General features: G+C 52.2%; 18 protein-coding genes. 6 read left to right on the top strand and 12 right to left on the bottom strand.

The features are described 5' to 3' along the window. Positions 1–33: 33 nt before the first annotated feature. The 5 genes from F4X55_00140 to F4X55_00120 all read right to left on the bottom strand — a co-directional run bounded on the left by F4X55_00140 (position 34) and on the right by F4X55_00120 (position 5,812). Positions 34–606, bottom strand: coding sequence for an aminoacyl-tRNA hydrolase (locus F4X55_00140; GenBank protein ID MYC39419.1), 573 nt, complete (start codon positions 604–606; stop codon positions 34–36). A 12-nt stretch (positions 607–618) separates the two neighbouring features. After that, positions 619–1,251, bottom strand: a complete 633-nt coding sequence (locus F4X55_00135) for a 50S ribosomal protein L25 (GenBank protein MYC39418.1) — start codon at positions 1,249–1,251, stop codon at positions 619–621. Positions 1,252–1,271: 20 nt separating this feature from the next. After that, a complete protein-coding gene (locus F4X55_00130) occupies positions 1,272–2,213 on the bottom strand; it encodes a ribose-phosphate pyrophosphokinase (protein ID MYC39417.1) in 942 nt (313 codons plus the stop codon). A gap of 202 nt (positions 2,214–2,415) precedes the next feature. After that, the gene (locus F4X55_00125) at positions 2,416–3,891 is read right to left on the bottom strand and encodes an aldehyde dehydrogenase (GenBank protein MYC39416.1); all 1,476 of its coding nucleotides are present in this window, start codon (positions 3,889–3,891) and stop codon (positions 2,416–2,418) included. Positions 3,892–4,333: 442 nt separating this feature from the next. After that, complete coding sequence (locus F4X55_00120) at positions 4,334–5,812, bottom strand: hypothetical protein (protein ID MYC39415.1); 1,479 nt, start codon at positions 5,810–5,812, stop codon at positions 4,334–4,336. Between the two features lie 145 nt (positions 5,813–5,957). Between F4X55_00120 and F4X55_00115 the strand changes: the two genes are divergently transcribed. The 4 genes from F4X55_00115 (at position 5,958) to bioF (ending at position 10,121) form a co-directional block, all read left to right on the top strand. After that, entirely contained in the window at positions 5,958–6,419 is a 462-nt protein-coding gene (locus tag F4X55_00115) for a 2-deoxyribonucleoside glycosidase (protein MYC39414.1), read from the top strand. A 59-nt stretch (positions 6,420–6,478) separates the two neighbouring features. Next, the gene (gene bioB / locus F4X55_00110; GenBank protein MYC39413.1) at positions 6,479–7,501 is read left to right on the top strand and encodes a biotin synthase BioB; all 1,023 of its coding nucleotides are present in this window, start codon (positions 6,479–6,481) and stop codon (positions 7,499–7,501) included. A gap of 71 nt (positions 7,502–7,572) precedes the next feature. Beyond that, entirely contained in the window at positions 7,573–8,931 is a 1,359-nt protein-coding gene (gene bioA / locus F4X55_00105; GenBank protein MYC39412.1) for an adenosylmethionine--8-amino-7-oxononanoate transaminase, read from the top strand. 5 nt (positions 8,932–8,936) lie between these two features. Continuing rightward, entirely contained in the window at positions 8,937–10,121 is a 1,185-nt protein-coding gene (bioF, locus tag F4X55_00100) for an 8-amino-7-oxononanoate synthase (protein MYC39411.1), read from the top strand. A 61-nt stretch (positions 10,122–10,182) separates the two neighbouring features. Here bioF and F4X55_00095 read toward each other — a convergent pair whose 3' ends face one another. Continuing rightward, the gene (locus tag F4X55_00095) at positions 10,183–11,421 is read right to left on the bottom strand and encodes a BMP family ABC transporter substrate-binding protein (GenBank protein MYC39410.1); all 1,239 of its coding nucleotides are present in this window, start codon (positions 11,419–11,421) and stop codon (positions 10,183–10,185) included. Between the two features lie 84 nt (positions 11,422–11,505). Here F4X55_00095 and lsrF point away from each other — a divergent pair, with 84 nt between their 5' ends. Next, positions 11,506–12,303 (top strand): 3-hydroxy-5-phosphonooxypentane-2,4-dione thiolase, encoded by a 798-nt coding sequence (gene lsrF, locus F4X55_00090; protein MYC39409.1) that lies wholly within the window; start codon positions 11,506–11,508, stop codon positions 12,301–12,303. Position 12,304: 1 nt separating this feature from the next. Further along, complete coding sequence (locus tag F4X55_00085; GenBank protein MYC39408.1) at positions 12,305–13,324, top strand: alcohol dehydrogenase catalytic domain-containing protein; 1,020 nt, start codon at positions 12,305–12,307, stop codon at positions 13,322–13,324. A gap of 86 nt (positions 13,325–13,410) precedes the next feature. On the opposite strand, the gene coaBC is transcribed toward F4X55_00085, so the two are convergent. The 6 genes from coaBC to F4X55_00055 form a co-directional block, all read right to left on the bottom strand. Next, the gene (gene coaBC, locus F4X55_00080) at positions 13,411–14,601 is read right to left on the bottom strand and encodes a bifunctional phosphopantothenoylcysteine decarboxylase/phosphopantothenate--cysteine ligase CoaBC (GenBank protein MYC39407.1); all 1,191 of its coding nucleotides are present in this window, start codon (positions 14,599–14,601) and stop codon (positions 13,411–13,413) included. Between the two features lie 70 nt (positions 14,602–14,671). Beyond that, the gene (gene ilvD / locus F4X55_00075; protein ID MYC39406.1) at positions 14,672–16,375 is read right to left on the bottom strand and encodes a dihydroxy-acid dehydratase; all 1,704 of its coding nucleotides are present in this window, start codon (positions 16,373–16,375) and stop codon (positions 14,672–14,674) included. 240 nt (positions 16,376–16,615) lie between these two features. Continuing rightward, positions 16,616–17,722 (bottom strand): amino acid ABC transporter substrate-binding protein, encoded by a 1,107-nt coding sequence (locus tag F4X55_00070; GenBank protein MYC39405.1) that lies wholly within the window; start codon positions 17,720–17,722, stop codon positions 16,616–16,618. A gap of 8 nt (positions 17,723–17,730) precedes the next feature. After that, positions 17,731–18,516: an amino acid ABC transporter ATP-binding protein gene (locus F4X55_00065; protein MYC39404.1), complete on the bottom strand. Its 786-nt coding sequence runs from the start codon at positions 18,514–18,516 to the stop codon at positions 17,731–17,733. 14 nt (positions 18,517–18,530) lie between these two features. Then, positions 18,531–19,640 (bottom strand): amino acid ABC transporter permease, encoded by a 1,110-nt coding sequence (locus F4X55_00060; GenBank protein MYC39403.1) that lies wholly within the window; start codon positions 19,638–19,640, stop codon positions 18,531–18,533. Positions 19,641–19,652: 12 nt separating this feature from the next. Then, positions 19,653–20,825 carry an ABC transporter permease subunit gene (locus F4X55_00055; protein ID MYC39402.1) on the bottom strand — a complete coding sequence of 391 codons (1,173 nt, stop codon included), beginning with the start codon at positions 20,823–20,825 and terminating at the stop codon, positions 19,653–19,655. Positions 20,826–20,847 lie beyond the last annotated feature (22 nt).

Below are 20,847 nucleotides of genomic sequence, written 5' to 3'. Positions count from 1 at the left end.
GGTAAATTCCTCCTAGTAGAGAATTGTTTTTTTTCAGTTCAGTCGACTGTTAAATTTGTTCATCGCCGAATCCACCCCGGCGCTTATTATCTCAAGTGTCGCCTCGACCGCGGTCTCGACCATCTCCGCCGCTGTGTCTCTCTCATTTGCAGCGAATGTGGAGAGAACGTGATCCCGAGCCTCTTTTTTTCCCGAGGGTTTCCCTATGCCGATTCTCACCCTGCAGAATTCTCCGGAACCCAAAGAAGCTATCACGGATCTTATTCCGTTATGCCCGGCAGAGCCTCCTCCCCTGTTCACCCTTATGTTTCCTAAGGGGAGATCAAGTTCATCGTAGACCACGATTATCCGTTCAACCGCTATCCTGTAGAATTCCTTCGCCTCGCGAAGCGCCTCTCCGCTTGCGTTCATGAAGGTCTGGGGCTTTATTATCAGCAGCTTTTCATCCGAATAAACCGCCTCCGCGCAGAGACTTCTGAATTTTTTCTTCCCGATTTTTGCGCCGAGACGCTGCGCCGTGCGCTCCGCTGTGCGAAACCCTATATTATGTCTTGTATTGTCGTAAGCGGAACCGGGATTCCCCAGGCCGGCAATCAAATATCGCATGGATTCAGTGACTTATTCCTGGGCCTCGGGTTCCTGTTCCTCTTCTTCGACTTCCGGTTCGTCCACTACCTCTTCTTGTGCCCTCTGTGCGACCACCTGGACGACTTTTTCGCTCCCGCTTCTAAGTGACGCCACTCCCTCGCCGAGCGAGATGCCGTCTATGTCCACGAAATCTCCTATCTCGAGATCGCTCACGTCTATTTCTATTGAGTCGGGAATGTTCCCCGGCAGGCATTCAAGATCGATGGTCCTCATCAGTTTCTCAAGCTTGCCGCCTCTTCTCTCCCCTTCGGATCTTCCCTGTGTGTTTACCGGAACCTTGACCCTGACGTTCTTTTGCATGTCGATAGCCAGAAAATCAAGATGGATAACCCTGTTTTTAAGGGGGTCTCTCTGGATTTCCTGTACCATCGAGAACTTTTTCTCGGGCTGTCCGGAACCGTCTATCTCGAGTTCCAAGATGGTGTTTATTCCGGCGCTGTTGGAAAGCGCCCGCCTAAGTTCATCGGGCGACACCACAAGCGGCACCGGGTCCTCTCCCTGCCCGTAGAGTATTGCCGGTATGTTTCCTTCCTTTCTTACCTCTCTTGCCCCGCTTTTTCCTATTCTTTTTCTGGGTTTTACCCGAAGTGAACTCTGTACCATTGTCTTTCTCCTGGAGTCGTTTAAGTGAAAAGTGCGCTTATTGATTCCCCAAGCGCCGTTCTCCTTATGGCCTCGCCGATGAGGTCAGCGATACTGAGCACGGTGATTTTTGTGCTCTGTTTCTGGTTTTCCTGCTGAGGAATGGTGTTTGTGATTATTACTTCATCAATGTCCGAGTTGTTTATCCTGTCTAGGGCAGGTCCTGATAGCACGCCGTGGGTACAGCATAGTGATACGCTTCTGGCTCCTTTCTCAAGGAGCACCTTGGCGGCTTCGGTGGCGGTTCCCGCCGTGTCCACCAGATCGTCAACTATTATCGCGTGCTTGTCTTCCACGTCGCCGATTATGTTGCTTATCCGGGCGACGTTGGGAGCAGGCCTTCTTTTGTAGCAAATGGCGATATCCGAGTGGGTTCTGTTCGCGAACTCGGTTGCCCTCTCAACCCCCCCGGCATCTGGAGAAACCACTACGGTTTCGCCGTCGCGGTATTTCTCCCGCAGGTAGTTGGTTATCACGGGTGCGGCGTAGAGGTGAGTTACCGGAACGTCGAAGAACCCCTGTATCTGGCCGGCGTGAAGATCCATGGTCACTATTTTGCTCGCGCCCGCGACGACTATAAGGTCCGCGACCAGCTTGGCGCTTATCGGGGCGCGGGGCTGAACTTTTCGGTCCTGCCTTGCGTACCCGTAATACGGTATTACGGCGGTTATTACCCTTGCGGAGGCTCGCTTGAGTGCGTCTATTATGACGAGAAGCTCCATTATGTTCTCGTTTACCGGAGGGCATGTCGACTGTATGATGAAAGCGTTCGAACCTCTCACGCTTTCTCTTATGTCAACGAAAATTTCCCCGTCGCTGAAACGGTTTATCTCCATCTCTCCGGGGGAAACCTCAAGATAGTTGCACACATCCTCGAACAGAGGGTGATTTGACGTGCCGCTGAATATTTTTGCGTCCTGCATTTCCATGGCGGGCCTCAAAATATGAAACCCTGTATTATAGAGTAAAGTTTTTATAATTCAAGCGCCGGGAACATAACGGAGTTCCCGGAATGGGCTACTTTCTGTAGGGCGAGAAATCAGGCGGTCTTTTCTCCATAAACGTCTTCGTTCCCCCGGCAGCTTCACCCGTTTTTTCGTAGATTATGTATTTGAAGAGCATCAACTACCCTTTGTACCACTTCCCGGTGCTTTCCCCGGTAAAGATGTTAACGCACTTGGTCTCAAGGTAGTTGTCTATCCCCTCGGCCCCGAGTTCTTTTCCGATTCCGCTCTGCTTAAATCCCCCGTAGGGAGTTTCGGGGATTATGCCCCCGTAGGTGTTTACCCAGAGGTATCCGGCCTTTACGGCCTTCGCGACCCGAAGCGCGCGGTTTATGTCCTGGGTCCAGATTCCTCCGGCGAGTCCGTACTCGACGTCATTTGCCGCCGCGACGGCCTCTTCCTCGGTTTTAAAGGGGATGACACAGACCACCGGCCCGAAGATCTCCTCGCGCAGAAGAACCGAGCCGGGAGGGATGTCCTCTATAACGGTTGGTGCTATGTAGTAACCCTTCTCGAACCCCTCGGGGCGGTTCCCTCCGGCGACCACCCGGGCTCCCTCTGAGACGCCTTTTTCGATGTAGTTCATTACGTTCTCAAAGTGTTCCTTTGAAATCACCGTCCCGAACTCAGTTTCCGGGTCCTCGGGGTCTCCGATTCTTATCTTCGAGATTCTGTCAAGATAAGAGGAGAGAAACTCATCGTATATCTTTTCGTGAAGCATTAGCCTGGTAACGGCTGTACAGTTCTCTCCCTGGTTGAAAAATCCTCCGCGAAGACACGCCTCCACTGCTCCCTCGACGTTTGCGTCCTGAAAAACTATGCAGGGAGCCTTGCCGCCAAGTTCAAGAGAAACCCTTTTTATTTGTCCCGCCGCTGTTTTCATGACGTTTTTTCCGACCTCGGTCGAGCCCGTAAAAGCTATCTTTCCTATACCGGGGTGCTCGGTAAGCGCCTGGCCGGCTACGGATCCCTCTCCGGGCACCACGTTAAGCACGCCGTCGGGAAGCCCTGCCTCGGAGCAGAGCTTCGCTACCTCGAAGATTCCGCACGAAGTGAGTTCCGCGGGTTTTATGACCACGGTGCATCCTGCCACAAGCGCGGGGGCTATTTTCCAGAAGGAAAGAAGAAGGGGAAAGTTCCAGGGGATTATATGCGCCGCAACCCCCACGGGTTCCCTTATCGTGAGAGATATCTGGTTTTCGTTTACCTGCAAGGTTTCTCCGTTTAGGCGAGTGTGCGCGCCGGAGTAGTACTCAAGGGTTCTCACCGAACCGCCTATCTCTACTGCGCTGCTTTCACGGATGGGTTTTCCGGTCTCACGGGTATTTATAAGGGAGATCTTGTCCCTGTTGTCGGAGAGCATCTGGGCGATCCGAAGGAGATATTTGGCCCGTTCCGATGCAGGGAGTCTCGACCACGCCGGAAAGGCTCGCTCGGCGGCCTGCACCGCCGCGTCAACGTCCTCCGGTCCTCCCTGGGCGACCTGCGCCAGGGGTTCTTCCGTTGCCGGGTTCTCCCTTATTGAATAGGAACCGCTTGCAGGCGTTTTTTCCTCGCCGTCAATGAAAAGATTGCACTTTATTTCTGCGTCCGGCATAGCCTGAGAATTTATACCGTACAAAGTTCTTGCAATCAAACCTGGACTTGTTTAGCAAGAATGTTCTTTTGGGTATAGACAGCTCCTTTTTTATCTTGTGTTTTTTTCAGGGGCCTCCTCTGAAAAGCGGGAGGGAGAGAATGCTGTCTTTTAGGTCTTGCGGAAGAATGGATGAAAGCAAGTGATTCGGTGCGGCGAATCCGTGACGATTATAGAAGGTTTCTGGTGTCTCTCCCACCGGTAAGAAATCGCACCTGCTCAATCTCAATGCTTGTTTGGTGTTTTGGTCGATGCTTTGAACGTCTCGCTTAGCAGTTGATGAGGCGGAGAGTTAAACCACGGAGAAAGAGACGAGGGCAGCTTCTTATGAAAAGCTGCCCTCTCTGAACCGGTTTTTTTCTCTGGGCGGTGGAAACCGCTCGCGGAAAAATGTCTGCTTTCGTTAAACGCGCTTTCTCAGGAAAACGGCCGAGAATAAAACAGATGCTATCAAAAACAGGTTAAACAACATGCTTTGTGGCGTGTTGCCGGTTGCGGCGATAGCACACCCGTCATCGCTGTCTTCCGCCGGCATCTCTGGCTCCGGCATCATGCCATCCCCCTCCTCTAGGTAGATTCCGGAACCAAACACGAATAAGGCTTTAGTCCCGGGAGGAGGCGCAATGGGCAAACCAGCGAGCAGGTCCACTGCCTCGATGTAGCTTTCCTTGAGCGCTTTGCCGGGAACCACTTCCCTCTCAAGAGCAATCTGGCCACCAGGGATGTTCAACTCCGTATTTATTGGATGGGACCAGTGATATCTGAAGAAACCGGAATCTCCATGTTCTATCGTCGCTATATCCATTTCATCTATTTCAGCTTTATCTTCAGGTGTAATACCTGTCAGTGTTCTCTGAATAGCGGTCAGGACATTTGGTTCGATATTTGTTCCATCATACGGAACCGGGTTCGGGTCATTTAACGAAGCGCTTATACCGTTTCGGGCAAAGTCGGTCCCGCTCAGGAACACGACTCCACGTATCGGGTCCATAATGAAAGGGTATGTGGAGCGGTAACGTAAATCAGGTTCCTTATGGAAGCAAGGCGCTTTTTCGTAGAACCTTGCATTTGTTTCTGCTGCAACTCTTGGGTCTGGGTTTGCAGGATCAAAGGAGCGTAGTTCTATGGCTACCTCCTGCCCTATACGGGCTAGCAGACTTGTAGATGTCGCGATAACCTCTTTTACGTACTCTTTAAGGAGTTCTTTTTTCCTGACAGGATCTGTCTCGTCCTCGACATCCTTGGCCGTAACCGCAAAATTGAACTCATCACAGTTGGGAGCTTGAGCGTAGTCGTCTTCCCCGTGATGAAGACCCGTTATGGTTGTTATCGTACCTATGGGGGTCTGTTGTCTGACCGCACAGGCCACTCTGTTCCCGCTGTCATACGTTGCGCACTCTGGATCAACATCATCCGAGAGTTCGGGAACGGTATCACCGAGCAAAGTTCTCAGTGGCTCCTGGGAAGAATCATATCTGTAGCCGTAGAGATTTGGATGCAGTCCGTGATTCGTTATGGCTCCTCTCGGAGTTACTCCTATGACGTAAATATCGCTCCCGTCGTTGAAAGGGCCCACTTGTCTTGCCCTGGTTGCAAATATTACGATCTCCCTTGACTGCTCCTGTTTTGTCATTTCGTCAAGGCTCGTATCTTTTTGAATCAGATCAAGGTGCGTGGCCAGATGACGAACGAACAGCTTCATTTGAGCTTCATTTGCAATGCCGACACCCGACGCGCTTACGTTGATATCTTCGCTATGAGTATAGGTATGTTGCCCGTCAGACCTTGTATATTCATGAGCCGACGCTTCAATACTGAACGAAAGACAAAACGCCAGCGCAAAAAACAAACTTAAAAACATTCCGTGTACTTTAAGTTTCATCCTGATATTCCTCCCAAAATCTTTTACCGTACTAACCTCATGGGGTAAAATTGATACTTTTTATATTAAATCATAACTGAAATTAAAATTGCAAGGGAGTTTGTAAAGCAATTTCAGGGTTATACGGACCGGTAAGTCCTAATAAATGAAGAAAATCTATATAGCGAGTCCGCTGGGATTCTCGGAAGCCAGCCGGGGTTTTTACTACGAGCGGCTTCTGCCTCTCGTGAGAGAATCAGGTTTCGAGGTCCTTGATCCGTGGGATATAGGCTTTAAAATCCCTGCCCCCGAAGCGGAAAAAGAGGCATGGAGGCGTTTCAACGCGCTTGTCGGAGAGAAAAACACAAAGGCGATAGAGTCCTCAGACGGGGTGCTCGCCGTTTTGGACGGCACGGACGTTGACAGCGGCACCGCTTCGGAGATAGGCTACGCTTTCGCTCTCGGGAAGAAGATTCTCGGCTACAGGGGGGATTTTCGTCTCACGGGAGATAACCTGGGGAGCACCGTGAACCTTCAGGTCGAGTACTTCATACGAAAAAGCGGCGGTACGATAGTGCGCTCCATAGAGGAACTTGCGGACGCTGTTGGGGATGTTTTTTCCGGATGAGAAGTGCTCGGACCGCAAACCGGCTTCGTTTGACAACCCCGCCCGTTTCTGTAACCTAGATTCCCCTAGACTTAATACTCAGAGGCAACCAAATAGACATTCTTGACGTCGTTTCCGAAAAACTTCTCGAAAAAGAGGAAGACATAACTTTTGAAGACGCCCTGGCGCTCTCGGAACTTCCCGCCGAGCGCCTCTCGGAACTTATATCGCTTGCGAGAAAGGTGACTCTCAAATATAAGGGCGACGGGGTGTTTCTGCGCTCGATAATAAGCGCCCAGACGGGAAACTGTCCCGAGGACTGCTCTTTCTGTTCCCAGTCGGCCCATTTCGATACCGAGATTGAGGCTCACCCGCTTATGGCGGCGGAGAGAATACTCGGAGCTGCGAGGCAGGCGGAGAAAATGGGCGCCATGGATTTCTGCATAGTGATAAGCGCCAAGGGCCCGACGCCCAGGATATTCAAAAAGGTTCTCGAGGCCGTTGACCTTCTCTGCGCGGAAACGAACCTAAAGGTCGGTTGCTCTCTGGGGGATCTGACAAGAGAACAGGCCTATGAACTAAGGGACCACGGGGTGTGGAGATACAACCACAATATAGAGACCTGCAGAAGCCATTTCCCCAGCATATGCACTACCCACAGCTACGATGACAGGCTCAAGACCGCTCTTCTGGTAAAGGAAACCGGCATGAATCTCTGCTCGGGCGGCATACTAGGCATGGGAGAGAGCATACGTCAGAGAATGGAGTTCGCTTTCGAGATAAGGGATCTTAACCCCACCTGGGTTCCGATAAACTTCCTTGACCCGAGACCCGGGACCCCGTTTGAGAACCTCGAGACCATACAGCCGCTTGAAGCCGTAAGAACAATCTCGATTTACAGGCTCGTGCTTCCGGACAAGATAATAATGACTGCAGGGGGAAGGGAAGTGACGCTTCGCGATCTCCAGGCAATGGGTCTTGTGGCTGGGGCAAACGCCATGATCCTCGGCAACTACCTTACCACTCCCGGACGCTCGCCGCGCGATGATCTCAGGATGCTTGACGACCTGCAGATGCCGGTCAGGAAAGAAATTCTAAACTAGCCTCGCCCCCGCGATTTCGTTATATTCTTCCCATTCAGGGCCTCTTTCTAAACAGTTCTTGGCAAACCGAGATGAGCGACAGATCAAAGCAGATAGGATCCTACGACAGGGAATTCGTCTGGCACCCCTTTACCCAGATGAAAGATTATGCGCGCAAGGACCCCATAGTGATTGAGCGCGCGGAGGGCTCCTACTTAATAGATTCCGAGGGAAAAAAATACATAGACGGCGTTTCCTCTCTCTGGGTCAACATCCATGGCCACGGGGTTCCCGAGATCGACGGAGCCATAAAAAAACAGCTTGAGCTTGTAAGCCACAGCACGCTTTTGGGCATAACCAACCCACCAGCCGCGGAACTCGCCAAGGAACTTGTGGAAATCTGTCCCCCGGGACTCAAGAAAGTTTTTTATTCGGGCGACGGGGCAAGTGCCGTCGAGGTTGCGCTCAAGATGGCGTTTCAGTACTGGTCTCACAAGGGCAGGCCGGAGAAAAGAGCGTTTCTCTGCCTTGATAACGGTTATCACGGCGACACTCTGGGGGCCGTCTCGGTCGGGGGAATCGATATTTTTCACAAGGCTTTCTCGCCGCTTCTCTTTAAGACCTACAGGGCTCCTTCCTACTACTGCTACAGGTGTCCGCTCGGCGAGACCTGGCCTGGGTGCGGGATTGCGTGCGCGGATGAGATGGGAAAAATACTCAGGGAAAACCACGAGGAGATAGCAGCCGTCATACTTGAGCCGTGCGTTCAAGCTGCAGGAGGGATGGTGGTGGCTCCCGACGGTTATCTGGCGAAAGTAAGGGAGTACTGCACCCGCTACGATGTGCTCATGATAGTTGATGAGGTGGCTACGGGTTTCGGCAGAACGGGGAAGATGTTTGCGTGCGAACACGACGGGGTGACGCCTGACATGATGGTTCTCGGAAAGGGGATGACCGGGGGATACCTTCCGCTCTCGGCCACCATAACGACCGACGAGATCTACGAGGAGTTTTTGGGAGACTACGAGGAATTTAAAACTTTCTTTCACGGCCACAGCTACTCGGGCAATCCTCTTTCGTGCGCGGCCGCTATGGGGAATCTCGAGGCCTTTCGAAATAACGACACCCTCTCGGCCCTTTCAGAAAAAACGGAGTTTCTGGAGAATGAGCTTCGCGAATTCGAGGGTCTTTCCCACGTCGGGAACGTGAGAAACAAGGGACTTATGGTCGGAATAGAGCTTGTAAGCGACAAGAAGACGAAAAAACCCTACGAGGCGGCGGAGAGAGTGGGATGGCAAGTCGCCGAGGAAGCGCTCTCGCACGAGGTTCTGATAAGGCCGCTCGGGGACGTGGTAGTGCTCATGCCGCCGGTGGGAATCGAGATGGACGATCTAGCGAAGCTTCTGCGGGCGACCTATCTTTCCATAAAAAAGGTAACCGAAGAGGGTTAGTACGGATGGAAACCCCCGATTCTCTTGAGTGGATTGAGGATGAATTAAAAGTCATCCGGGGGGAGAATCTCTTCAGGACGCTTACGGAGATTGCCTCGGGCCAGTCCCCCGAAATAATAATCGGCGGGAAGAAGCATATACTCCTCGCTTCTAACAACTACCTGGGTCTTTCGACCGACCCGAGGGTGATGGAAGCGGCCGCCCAGGCCCTTGCTGAGTACGGCACGGGTTCTGGGGGGTCGAGGCTCGTCAGCGGAAGTTCCGATCTTCACGCCGAGCTTGAGAGAAAAATAGCGGAATTCAAATCGACCGAGGCCGCGATTCTTTTCTCAAGCGGCTATCTCGCGAACGTGGGAACGATCGCCGCGCTTGTCGGGGAGGGGGACACGGTTTTCAGCGACGAGCTTAACCACGCCTCGATAATAGACGGCTGCAGGCTCTCCCGGGCGACGGTCAAGATCTATCCTCACCTGGATACGGACAGCCTTCGGCGCATGGTTTCCCGAAACCGCGGGGGCGGAAAGAAACTCATAGTTACGGACACGGTATTCAGCATGGACGGTGACCTGACGGACCTCGGGGAGATCTGCTCGATCTCTGAGCGCCACGGCTGCATGCTCATGGTGGACGAGGCCCACGCCATGGGAGTTCTGGGAAAAAAAGGTAGCGGAGCCACCGAGCATTTCGGGGTTGAGGACAGGGTTCCCGTGGTTATGGGCACTCTTTCGAAAGCCGTCGGATCCCTGGGCGGATACGTGGCCGGCAGCCGAAGTCTCGTCGACTTTATCCGAAACAGGGTAAGAAGCTACATTTTCGATACGTCCCTCCCCGCGGCCTCTCTTGCCGCTTCAATCGAGGCGATCGGCATCATAGAGGGCGAACCGCAGAGAAGAAAGCATCTAATGGATCTTGTAGACACGTTCAAGGCGGGACTTTGCGACATGGGATTTAACGTGCTTCCGTCCCAAAGCGCGATAGTGCCCGTATTGACAGGAGAACCGGAAGCTACCCTTGAGCTGGCTTCGGTGCTTCGCGAGCTGGGAATCTACACTCCGGCCGTAAGGCCTCCCTCGGTCCCCGCCGGAAAATGCAGGATAAGAGCGTCGCTTATGGCGACCCACACGGAAGAGCACATATCGCGGGCGCTTTCGGGGTTCAGGATGGCAGGTTCGCTTGTGAAAAGTTCGTGATCAGGTTTAACTGGACGCCGGCATTCTACGAGGCGGCAGGCACGGCGATTTTACTAATAAGCTAATAAGTCTGCGGTGTCAGGCAACCTTCGTTATCTGGATCGTTTGGAACCTCAATCACGTCATTTATTATGAGGGTCTTGTAGGCTTCAAGCACATCTTTTATATCGTCTACAAAGCCCCCAGATGTTGCGTAGTCCACTCCATTGTTTGCGAGATCGTGATTTACTGCTCCGCCTGAGAATTCACCGTTTTTCTGTGCTTCGATAATATTGTATACGGCTACGTCCACTCTTTTCAGCATTGAAGTCAGTATATGTTCCCGTACGGATTCTTCGACGGTCTGGTACTGGTCCGAGTCGACTCCTATCGCCCATACTTCTGTTCCTTCTGCATTGCTAAACTCTTTTGCCGCATCGAAAAGTCCCAATCCCGAGGTGCCGGCCGCATGAAAGACGACATCAGCGTCTTCTCCGAACATGCGCAACGCTACTCTCTTGCCCCCAGCAATGTCACGGAAGCCCGTCAGATATTCCGTTTTGACCGTGATATCCGGATTTACCGTTTTTACGCCCGCGATGAACCCCGCCTCGAATTTTTCAATGAGCTTGTCCGGAGTAGCGCACAATCCTCCTATAAAACCGACTTTATCTGTTTTGGTCGTAAGCGCGGCCGCAACACCGACGAGGAAGGAGCCTTCGGCCTCGTTAAAGAGCAGGCTTGCGAAATTCTCAGGAGGGTCATTTCCCTGCTGAATGTCTATGCCGGCGAAATTGGTGTCTGGGTACTCCGCGGCGACCTTTTTTATTGAATTCTCAAACAAGAATCCGACCGCTATTACAAGATCGTTGTTCGCGGCGAGAGACCGGATCAATTCCTCGCGGTGCGACTCCGTTCCGTCGGTTATTTCTTCGCTCACCACGGTTCCAAGTTCTTCTTGGGCTCTTTTAATTCCTTCGTAGGCGGAATCGTTAAACGATTTGTCACCTTTGCCAGCCTCGTCATAGACTATTCCCACAAGGGGACCACTTTCGTCATCGTCGCCACATGACAGAACTGCGAAAAACAGAACCACCACGAAGGGCAGAATCAACAGGAACGCGTTTGCGCTTAAGGTTCGGTTCAGAACTTTGCCAGTCATTTTTTCCTCCGGTCGGATTGATCTGTGCAAAAAAAGAAATATAGATGAAGAACCCGGATGAGTATATATCAGGGCGGGGAGAATTCTACTGGAGAGTGTTGCAGCCGAATGTTTGAAGGCCGATTGCCGTCGGACAAAAGCTTTGTCCTGCACCCGCATGTCTTCTGCCTCGCCGGGAGTTTGACATGGAGCGGGTATTGCTCTAGAGTTTAGCGAAACGGCAATTGGAGGATGCGTGTTCTGATGGATTGGGGCATGAAAAACAGGATGGCCCGCATTATAAGGCCAGATACCGGAAGGGCGGTTATGCTCGCCCTTGACCACGGTTATTTCCTCGGTCCCACTCACCGCCTTGAGGTTCCCAGAGAAACCATAACTCCTCTTCTCCCTTACGCCGACACCATAATGCTCACGAGGGGAGTGCTAAGAACCTCGGTCGACCCCGACTCGGGAGCCAACGTAGTGCTAAGGGTCTCCGGGGGAACCAGCATCGCGGGCCCGCATCTTGAGGACGAGGGGATTACCGTGGATTTTGAGGAGGCCATAAGGCTTAACGTGGTGGGAGTAGGGCTTTCTGTCTTTGTCGGAACCGAATTTGAGAGACAGACCCTCCTGGGTCTCTCAGAGCTTGTGAACCAAGGGGAGAAATACGGCATTCCGGTTCTCGGAATAACGGCTGTCGGGAAGGAGCTTGAAAAAAGGGACTCAAGGTATCTTGGGCTTTGCTGCAGGATATGCGCGGAACTCGGAGCGCGTATTGTTAAGACCTATTACTGCGAGGATTTCGAGAAGGTGACCAGCAGTTGTCCCGTCCCCATAGTAATCGCGGGCGGTCCGAAGCTCGATACCGAAATGGATGTTTTCAACATGACCCACGAGGCGATATCCAGAGGCGCCGCGGGAGTGGACATGGGAAGAAACATATGGCAGCGTGACAACCCGGTCGCGATTATAAGGGCGATCCGCGGTATCGTTCATGAGAACATGACCCCGAAACAGGCCCACGAGCTTTTCATGGAACTAAAAGAAGAAAGTTCCTAATATGCTTGCCGCAGTCTACCACACAAACAGTGACTTAAGGGTTGAGGAGTTTCCCCGCCCTGAGCCGGGCGAGGGAGAGGTGCTGATCAGGATCAGGGCGAGCGGAATCTGCGGAAGCGATCTTATGGAGTGGTACAGGGTACCGAAAGCCCCATTGGTGCTGGGTCACGAGGTCGCAGGGGAGATAGCTGAAACGGGTCCGGGAGTGAGCGGGTTCCACGCGGGCGACAGGGTCGTAGCCACCCACCACGTTCCCTGCAACGAATGTCGTTACTGCCTTAGCGACAGGCACACTAATTGTCCCATGATAAGGGAATCGGGGTTTAACCCAGGCGGTTTCTCGGAGTACGTATGCGTGGCGCCGCCGAACGTGGAGCGGGGCGTTTTTCATCTTCCGGAGAGTGTTTCCTTTGAGGAGGGATCGTTCACGGAGCCTCTTGGCTGCGTTACTAGAGCGGTTCGGGCGGCGGGGCTAAGACAGGGGGAGAGCGTGACGATTCTCGGAAGCGGCACGGCGGGACTTTTGTGCCTTCAGTATATTCTTCATCTCGGCGCCGGGCCGGTTTTCGCGACCGATTCAAACGAATTCAAGCTTCGTAAGGCCATGGAGTTCGGTGCTACTTGCGCTTTCAGTTCCAGCGACGATATCGCTTCGCTTGTAAGAGAAAACAACTCGGGATATCTCTCTGACGTGGTAATAGTCTGTACTGGTGCGCAGGCCGCGATAAAAAGCGCTTTTGAGCTTGTTTCTCCGTCGGGGAAAATCCTCTTCTTCGCTCCTTCCGATCCGGAATTCGCCCTTGATTTTCCTTTTAACGAATACTGGTGGTCGGGAGTGCGGATCGTAAGTTCCTACGCGGCGGCTCCCAGGGACCTGCAAGAGGCCCTCTCTCTAATAGGAAAAGGGGCTGTTGATGTGGAGAAGATGATTACCCACAGGTTTTCCTTGGAGGACATCCAGAAAGGCTTCACCCTTGCTGAGAATCCCGAGGAAAGCCTTAAGATCATGATAAGTCCATGACAATGGCGAGAATTCAGCGCTTGTTGCTGTGAAGGGTCTGAGCTGTTTCTTGGTAAACGGTTTTAAAAAATCCGGAACGGAGATTCTTATCCCCTGTCTATTTCCTTTATCCTGTCGAGGATCCTGTTTGCGAGTTCGAACTTGCTCATAAGAGGAAGTTCTTCGACTCTTTCCCTGTCAACGAGCCAAGCGATGTTGGTATCTTCCCCGAAGCCTGCTTGGGGGGCCGTAACGTCGTTTGCCACTATGAGGTCGAGATTTTTTTCGTCAAGCTTCTTTCTCGAGTTATTGACAAGGTTTTCCGTCTCGGCGGCGAATCCCACCAAAATCCTGTCTTTCTTCTCCTCCCCGAGCGATTTCAGTATGTCTCGGGTTTTCTTAAGGGAAATAGAGAGCTGTTTTTCCGATTTCTTTATCTTCTGCTCCGATCTTTCGCAAGGCGAGTAATCGCTTACGGCCGCCGATTTTATCACTATATGAGCCCGTTCAAAACGCTCGTGGATCTTCTCGTACATATCATCGCAATTTGTTGCCCGCACCACTTCCACTCCATGGGGGTCCGGAAGGGAGGAGTGTCCCGAGACCAGAGTCGCCCGGGCTCCGCGAAGCCACCCCGCCCGGGCTATCGAATAGCCCATTTTGCCGGTCGAGGGGTTTGATATGAATCTTACGGGGTCTATATGCTCCCTGGTCGCCCCGGCGCTTACCAGTATGTTCTCTCCCGCGTAGTCCTGCGGCGTGACCGCCTTCTGGATCTCAAGAGCTATAACGTCCGTTTCCGCAAGCCTTCCCCTGCCTGTCCATCCGCAGGCAAGGTCTCCCTCGCCGGGCTCCACTATGGTGAATCCGTGGCGCCTGAGTTTTTCCATGTTTTCCTGGACTATTGAGTTTGAGTACATGTTTGAGTTCATGGCCGGGCAGATGATTACGGGAGCTTTTGTCGCCAGTATGACGGTTGCGAGCAGGCTGTCGGCTATGCCCGAAGCGATTTTGCCTATGAAGGATGCACTTGCGGGCGCGACCACTACGACATCGGCATCGTCAGCGATTTTTATGTGACCTATCTCGGATTCTGAAGTCAGGTCAAAGAGGTTCGAGGCGACCTTGTTTCCCGAAAGTGTCTGGAGGGTTAGGGGAGTTATGAAACGCTCGGCGTTTCTTGTCATTGCGCACCGCACTTCCGCCCCGTCTCTAACTAGGGATCTCACGAGTTCGCAGGACTTGTAGGCCGAGATGCCGCCCGTTATTCCCACTATGACGTTTTTTCCGCGAAGCAACTCCATGCAATAAAGTATATTCCCGCTGCGAAAATAGGCAATACGCGGGGCGAAGCGGCTGACCTAGGCCCTAGACCCTGTCGGTCACCGCGCCTTGGGAAGCTGAGGAAACAAGCCTTGAGTATTTTGCCAGCACGCCGGTTTTTTCCTTTGCGGCCGGTTTCTTCCAAGCTTTCTTTCTTCTTGCGAGCTCCCTCTGCGGTACGTTCAGGGTTATTTCCCTGCTCTCTGCGTCGATTGTGATTTCATCCCCGTTCTTTATAAGCGCCAGCGTGCCGCCGTCAATCGCCTCCGGAGTTATGTGCCCCACAACAAATCCGTGGGTTCCCCCGGAGAAACGCCCGTCTGTTATAAGCGCTACGTCTCCTCCCAGGCCCTTGCCCATTACAGCCGCCGTGGGCGCGAGCATCTCCCTCATTCCAGGTCCGCCCTTCGGACCCTCGTACCGGACGACTATCACGTGCCCTTTTTTAACCCTGCCGTCTAGGATCGCCTTGAGACTCTGCTCCTCGGAGTTAAACACTATTGCCTTCCCGGTAAAGGAGTTGCCTTCCTTGCCCGTTATCTTAGCCACCGCCCCTTCGGGCGCGATATTTCCCTTGAGAATCACTATGTGGGCAGATTCCTTTATCGGGTCTTTCACCGGACGCACTATCTTCTGTCCCCTGGGATATCTTTTTACTCCTCGCAAGTTCTGCTTTAGGGTCTTTCCGGTCACCGTCATGCAGTCGCCGTGGAGAAATCCCTCGTCAAGCAGGATTTTGAGCAGCGGGGTCAGCCCTCCTATCTTGCAGAAGTCCGACATCATGTACTGCCCGCTGGGCTTTAGGTCGGCGAGAACGGGAGCTTTCTTGCCTATTCTCGTGAAGTCATCTATGGTCAGTTTCACCCCGGCGGCGTTTGCCATGGCGAGCAGGTGAAGGACCGAGTTTGTCGAGCCTCCGAGCGCTATGACCACCGTTATGGCGTTTAGAAAAGCCTTTTTCGTCATTATGTCCCGCGGCGTTATGTTCTCCCGTATGAGATTCACGACCGCCGCCCCAGCGTTTTTGCAGTCCGCCACCTTGTCTTTTGAAACGGCTGCTTGGGCCGAGCTGTTCGGAAGACTCATACCGAGGGCCTCTATTGCCGAAGCCATGGTGTTTGCTGTGTACATTCCCCCGCAGGAACCGGCTCCCGGGATGGCGCAGGACTCGATCTCCTTTAGCTCTGAATCGGTAATATCATTGTTTGAGTGCGCTCCCACTGCTTCAAACACCGAGACGATGTCCACGTCATTTCCCCTGTAGTTGCCCGGAAGTATCGTCCCGCCGTAGACGAACACCGAAGGCCTGTTGAGCCTTGCCATCGCCATCAGGCATCCGGGCATGTTCTTGTCGCATCCTCCTATGGCCACGATTCCGTCAAATCCCTCTCCGGCCGTCACTGTTTCGATCGAGTCGGCGATGACTTCTCTGGATACGAGAGAGTATCTCATTCCCGGAGTTCCCATGGATATTCCGTCGGACACGGTAATGGTGTTGAAGATTATGGATTTGCCTCCGGCTTTGTTCGCTCCGGCGGCTCCGTGTCTTGCAAGCTGGTCTATGTGCATGTTGCACGGCGTTACCATGCTCCAGGTCGAAGCTATTCCTACTACGGGTTTCTTAAAGTCCCTGTCAGTGAAGCCCACGGCCCTAAGCATGGAGCGGCTCGGCGCCCTGTGCGCCCCTTCCACGTAGATTGAAGAGTATTTCCTGGGGGTTTCTTTTTTCTTAGCGGTTTTCGTTGCCAATAAAGTATTCCTCCTTGTGTTGACCGTGCCGTTCTCGGTTGATTATTTCTCGTGGTAAATTTTAACTTAAAATGCACTTTCGCGCGATAACAGAAGACTGGGGCCTTTCCCGGACTTATCCGGCACTTGCGATCAAATCGTTTGAGATATTCCGGCCGAAACCGAGCAGGAAAATAAGAATTAGTGATACCGGTATGTTACAATTTCAAACCGTCGAAGTCGGAACGACTTTACTCACGATCAGCGAATGGGCGCTGCGTACAAAAGCCCCCCTGCTTTCCAGGAAGCGTTAAGCCCCCTTTCAAGCGCCAGAGGAGTGTTAAGCCCCAGATGCCTTTCGAATATCTCTCCGTAGTTACCTACGGCTGAAATTGCGTTAACGGCCCACTTCTTGTCAAGACCGAGCATTTCGCCCATGCTGCCTTCGGTGCCTAGAAAACGGTTCATGCCCGGATCGTTCCCAGGTTTTTTGGCGAGCTCCTTGACGTTTTTCTGGGTGATTCCCATCTCTTCTGCGATAATCAGCGCGTTAACCACCCACTTTCCGATATCAGCCCAACGATCATCGCCGTGGCGCACCGCGCCGCCCAGCGGCTCTTTTGAAATGATTTCGGGAAGAATCACATGCTCCGAAGGATTTTTCAGTGCCGCTCGCGTAGAGGCCAGCGCCGACGCGTCGGTTGTGTACACGTCGCATCTTTTGCTTTCATACATGATTATGCTCTCTGCGTTGGTTCCGGTATTGAGATGTTCGTACTCCATTTTGTTGAATCTGAAGTAATCCGCCAGGTTAAGTTCCGTGGTGGTGCCGACCTGGACGCACACCGAAGCCCCGGCCAGCTGTGTTGCTGACGTTACCCCAAGATTTCTGCGAACTAAAAAGCCCTGACCATCATAGTAGTTAACGGGCAGGAAGGTCAGTTTCAGGTCAACGTCGCGACTCAGCGTTTCGGTGGTGTTGCGGAACAGTATGTCGCCTTCGCCGGCATTTAGCTGGGCAAAACGCGTTCTATTCGTAGATGGCACGAAATTTACCTTGTCCCCGCTTCCCAGCACGGCAGCGGCTACGGCACGGCAGAAATCGACATCAAAACCCGTCCAGCCGCCTTTTCCGTCCGGAGAGGCGAATCCGGCCAATCCTGAAGAAACAATACAGTTGAGCTTGCCTCGTGCTTTCACATCTTCAAGGGTGCCAGCATCAGCTATGACTGTGAATGAAAACAGTACGGCAATAATTGCCAGAAACTTCGTTGCCCTTATATCTACTATTTTCTTAAGCAGGATGAAACCTCTTGAATTTAAGGATGAAATCAGATTTCTGCCCCCTCCCTTATGTAAAATAATCATATTTTCCATCAGTGATCCAGTATCTGGCTTAAAAACAGCTTCGTTCTTTCATGCTGCGGGTTCAGGAAGAAGTCATCGGGGTTGTTCTCCTCAATTATTTCTCCGTTGTCCATGAAGATGACGCGGTCGCCGACAGTTCTTGCGAATCCCATTTCATGGGTCACGCATATCATGGTGATCCCTTCGCTTGCCAGCTGAATCATCACGTCTAGCACTTCCTTGATCATTTCGGGGTCAAGTGCCGATGTTGGTTCGTCAAACAGCAGTATCCGGGGTTTCATGCAGAGACTTCGGGCTATCGCCACGCGTTGCTGCTGGCCTCCTGAGAGCTGACCCGGGTACTTGTCCGCCTGCTCGGGGATCTTGACTCTTTCCAGATATTTCATGGCAGTTGCGTTTGCCTCCGCAAGAGGCATTTTGCGGACCCATATGGGGGCAAGGGTACAGTTCTCAAGCACCGTCAGGTGCGGAAACAGGTTGAAATGCTGAAAGACCATGCCCACCTCGCGCCGAATGATCTCGATGTTCTTGATATCATGGGAAAGTTCTATTCCCTCAACGATGATTTCTCCCTGCTGGTGTTCCTCCAGCCGGTTGATGCATCTGATTAATGTTGATTTTCCCGAACCCGATGGGCCGCATACAACGATTTTTTCCCCGACTCTGACATTAAGATTGATGTTTTTAAGCACATGGAACTTGCCGTACCATTTGTGCACATCCCGCATTATTACCGCGTAGTTCTCTGCGCCCGATGTTGTTTTTTCATTCGCTGATTCAGGTTTTTGGGTCATTTGTGCCATGCTCCTTATCTTTTATGATCGGTTTCCAGTTTACTTTCAAGGTACTGTGAATATCTTGCCATCCCAAAACAAGAGATAAAAAAGAATATTGCCACGAACAGATAAACCTCGGTGGAGAGCCCCGTCCACCTTGTATCTGCGAGAGACGCTCTGCCTATCCCAAGAGGATCTAGAAGTCCGATAATAATTACCAGTGTCGTATCCTTGTATAGTCCGATAAAAGTATTCACTATGCCGGGTATGGAAATCTTCATCGCCTGGGGCAATACGATCAGCCTCATGGCGGACCAGTAGTGAAGCCCCATTGAATCCGCGGCTTCGAACTGTCCTTTCGGTATTGCCTGCAGACCTCCACGGATAACTTCCGCCATGTATGCCGACGCGAAAAGGGTAACCATGATCAGTACGCGCAGCAGAAGATCGAAAGTCACTCCTGGAGGGAGGAAATAATTAAGCATCGTTGAAGCTACGAACAGAAGAGTAATCAACGGTACTCCGCGGATAAACTCAATGAAGCCTATTGAAAATATCTGGATGGCGGGGAGCTTCGACTGACGACCCAGAGCCAGCAGAATCCCAATCGGTAATGAAAACCCGATGCCGGTTATTCCGATGACCAAGGTAAGCATGAAACCGCCGAACTGGTCGGTTTCGACAGGCGTAAGACCTAGTCCTCCGACCAGAAGCCATGCGGTGACGAATGGGAAGGCGACCGCGATATGAAGAGCGTATTTGCGATAAGGCGCTTTTTCAAAGAGTATCGGAAAAAGAGTGAAAATCAGCAGGACAAGTGAAAGATTCACCCGCCAGCGCTCAGCGACTGGGTAAAAACCATAGGTAAACAGGTTAAGACGTTCGCCGATAACCGCCCAGCACGCACCGCCAGCCTTGGCCCTGCATTCATCTCTGCTTCCCCCGGTAAATGCCGCGTCAAGAAACAGCCAGTCCACAAGCGCGGGAACGGTTTCAATCAGGAACCAGAACGCCAGAAGCGTTAAGACTATGTTTGTGGCACTCGAGAAAAAATTTTTTCTTGTCCAGGCGTAGATTCCTATTACGTTACGAGGCGGCGGAAGATCAGGGTGTTCTCCAACTCTGTAGTTTCTTTGGTTTATAACTATTTCCTCCTAACGTTCAACCAGGCTGATTCGTTTGTTGTAGATATTCATCGCGAAGGATATTAACAGGGATAATGAGAGATACAGCAACAGCACGATAATCATGCATTCCATTTCCCTGCCCGTCTGGTTAAGCGTAATGCCGCCGATGGTGGCGACTATGTCCATGTAGCCGATCGCGATGGCCAGAGATGAATTCTTGGCAAGGTTAAGATATTGCGAGGTAAGCGGTGGTACTATCACCCTCAGCGCCTGGGGAATCACGACCAGATTAAGCGTTCTGCCGTGGTTTATCCCAAGGGCTAGGGACGCTTCGGTCTGCCCGTAATTGACGGAGATGATGCCGGCTCTTACTATCTCGGCGATAAACGCGGCTGTATACAGGGAAAGTGCAATCCAAAGTGCGGTGAATTCAGGCCTGACCACCATACCTCCGCTAAAGTTAAATCCTGTCAGCGCGGGTATCTCAAACGTGATCGGACCACCTATCAGAAAATAGGAGATAAACGGAATTCCCAGCACGGCCCCCAACGATATCCAGAACACCGGGTAGTGCTCTCCCGTTTTTCTCTGTATATCCGCCGCATATCTGCGGAACCATATTGTGAAAACAATTCCCGCGGCGAACAGACCCAGAATCACCAGAAACAGAGGTTCAAAAATCGGTTTGGGAAGAAAAAAGCCGCGATTAGTCAGAAATGCGATATCGCCGAGACTTTGCGCCTCTCTGGGCACGGGAAGCGTATTAACTATGATCCCGTATACAAGGAGTATGTGGAGCAGTACGGGTACATTCCTTACATAATCAATATAGATGTGGGCAAGCTTGCTTGCCAGCAGGTTTTTCGACAGCCGCAGAACGCCCAGCGTGAATCCAAGAACCGTTGCCAGAACGACGCCGCTTACCGCCACCAGAAGGGTATTTAGAATTCCCACCAGCATTGCGCGGAAGTGAGTGGAACGGGACGTGTATTCTATTAGATGCTGATTTATATCATAGCTTGCGGGTTCCTGCAGATAGCCGAAACTAAACCCTTTGCCTATTGCCTCAAGGTTGACAATGGCATTTCTTACTAGGTAGGCGAACAAGCCGAAGATCAGCACGACTGCGAGGACCTGAATAATAACGGATCGGGAATGCTCATCCCTCCACAATCGAGACAGAAAAGCTGTTGAATCCATCACATTCGTGCTGCGGCTTCGG

It is taken from the genome of Candidatus Dadabacteria bacterium, from assembly GCA_009840385.1.
Lineage (GTDB): Bacteria > Desulfobacterota_D > UBA1144 > Nemesobacterales > Nemesobacteraceae > Nemesobacter > Nemesobacter australis.
Note: the sequence above shows the minus strand (reverse complement) of the source record. Positions and strands in the feature narration are given on the sequence as shown.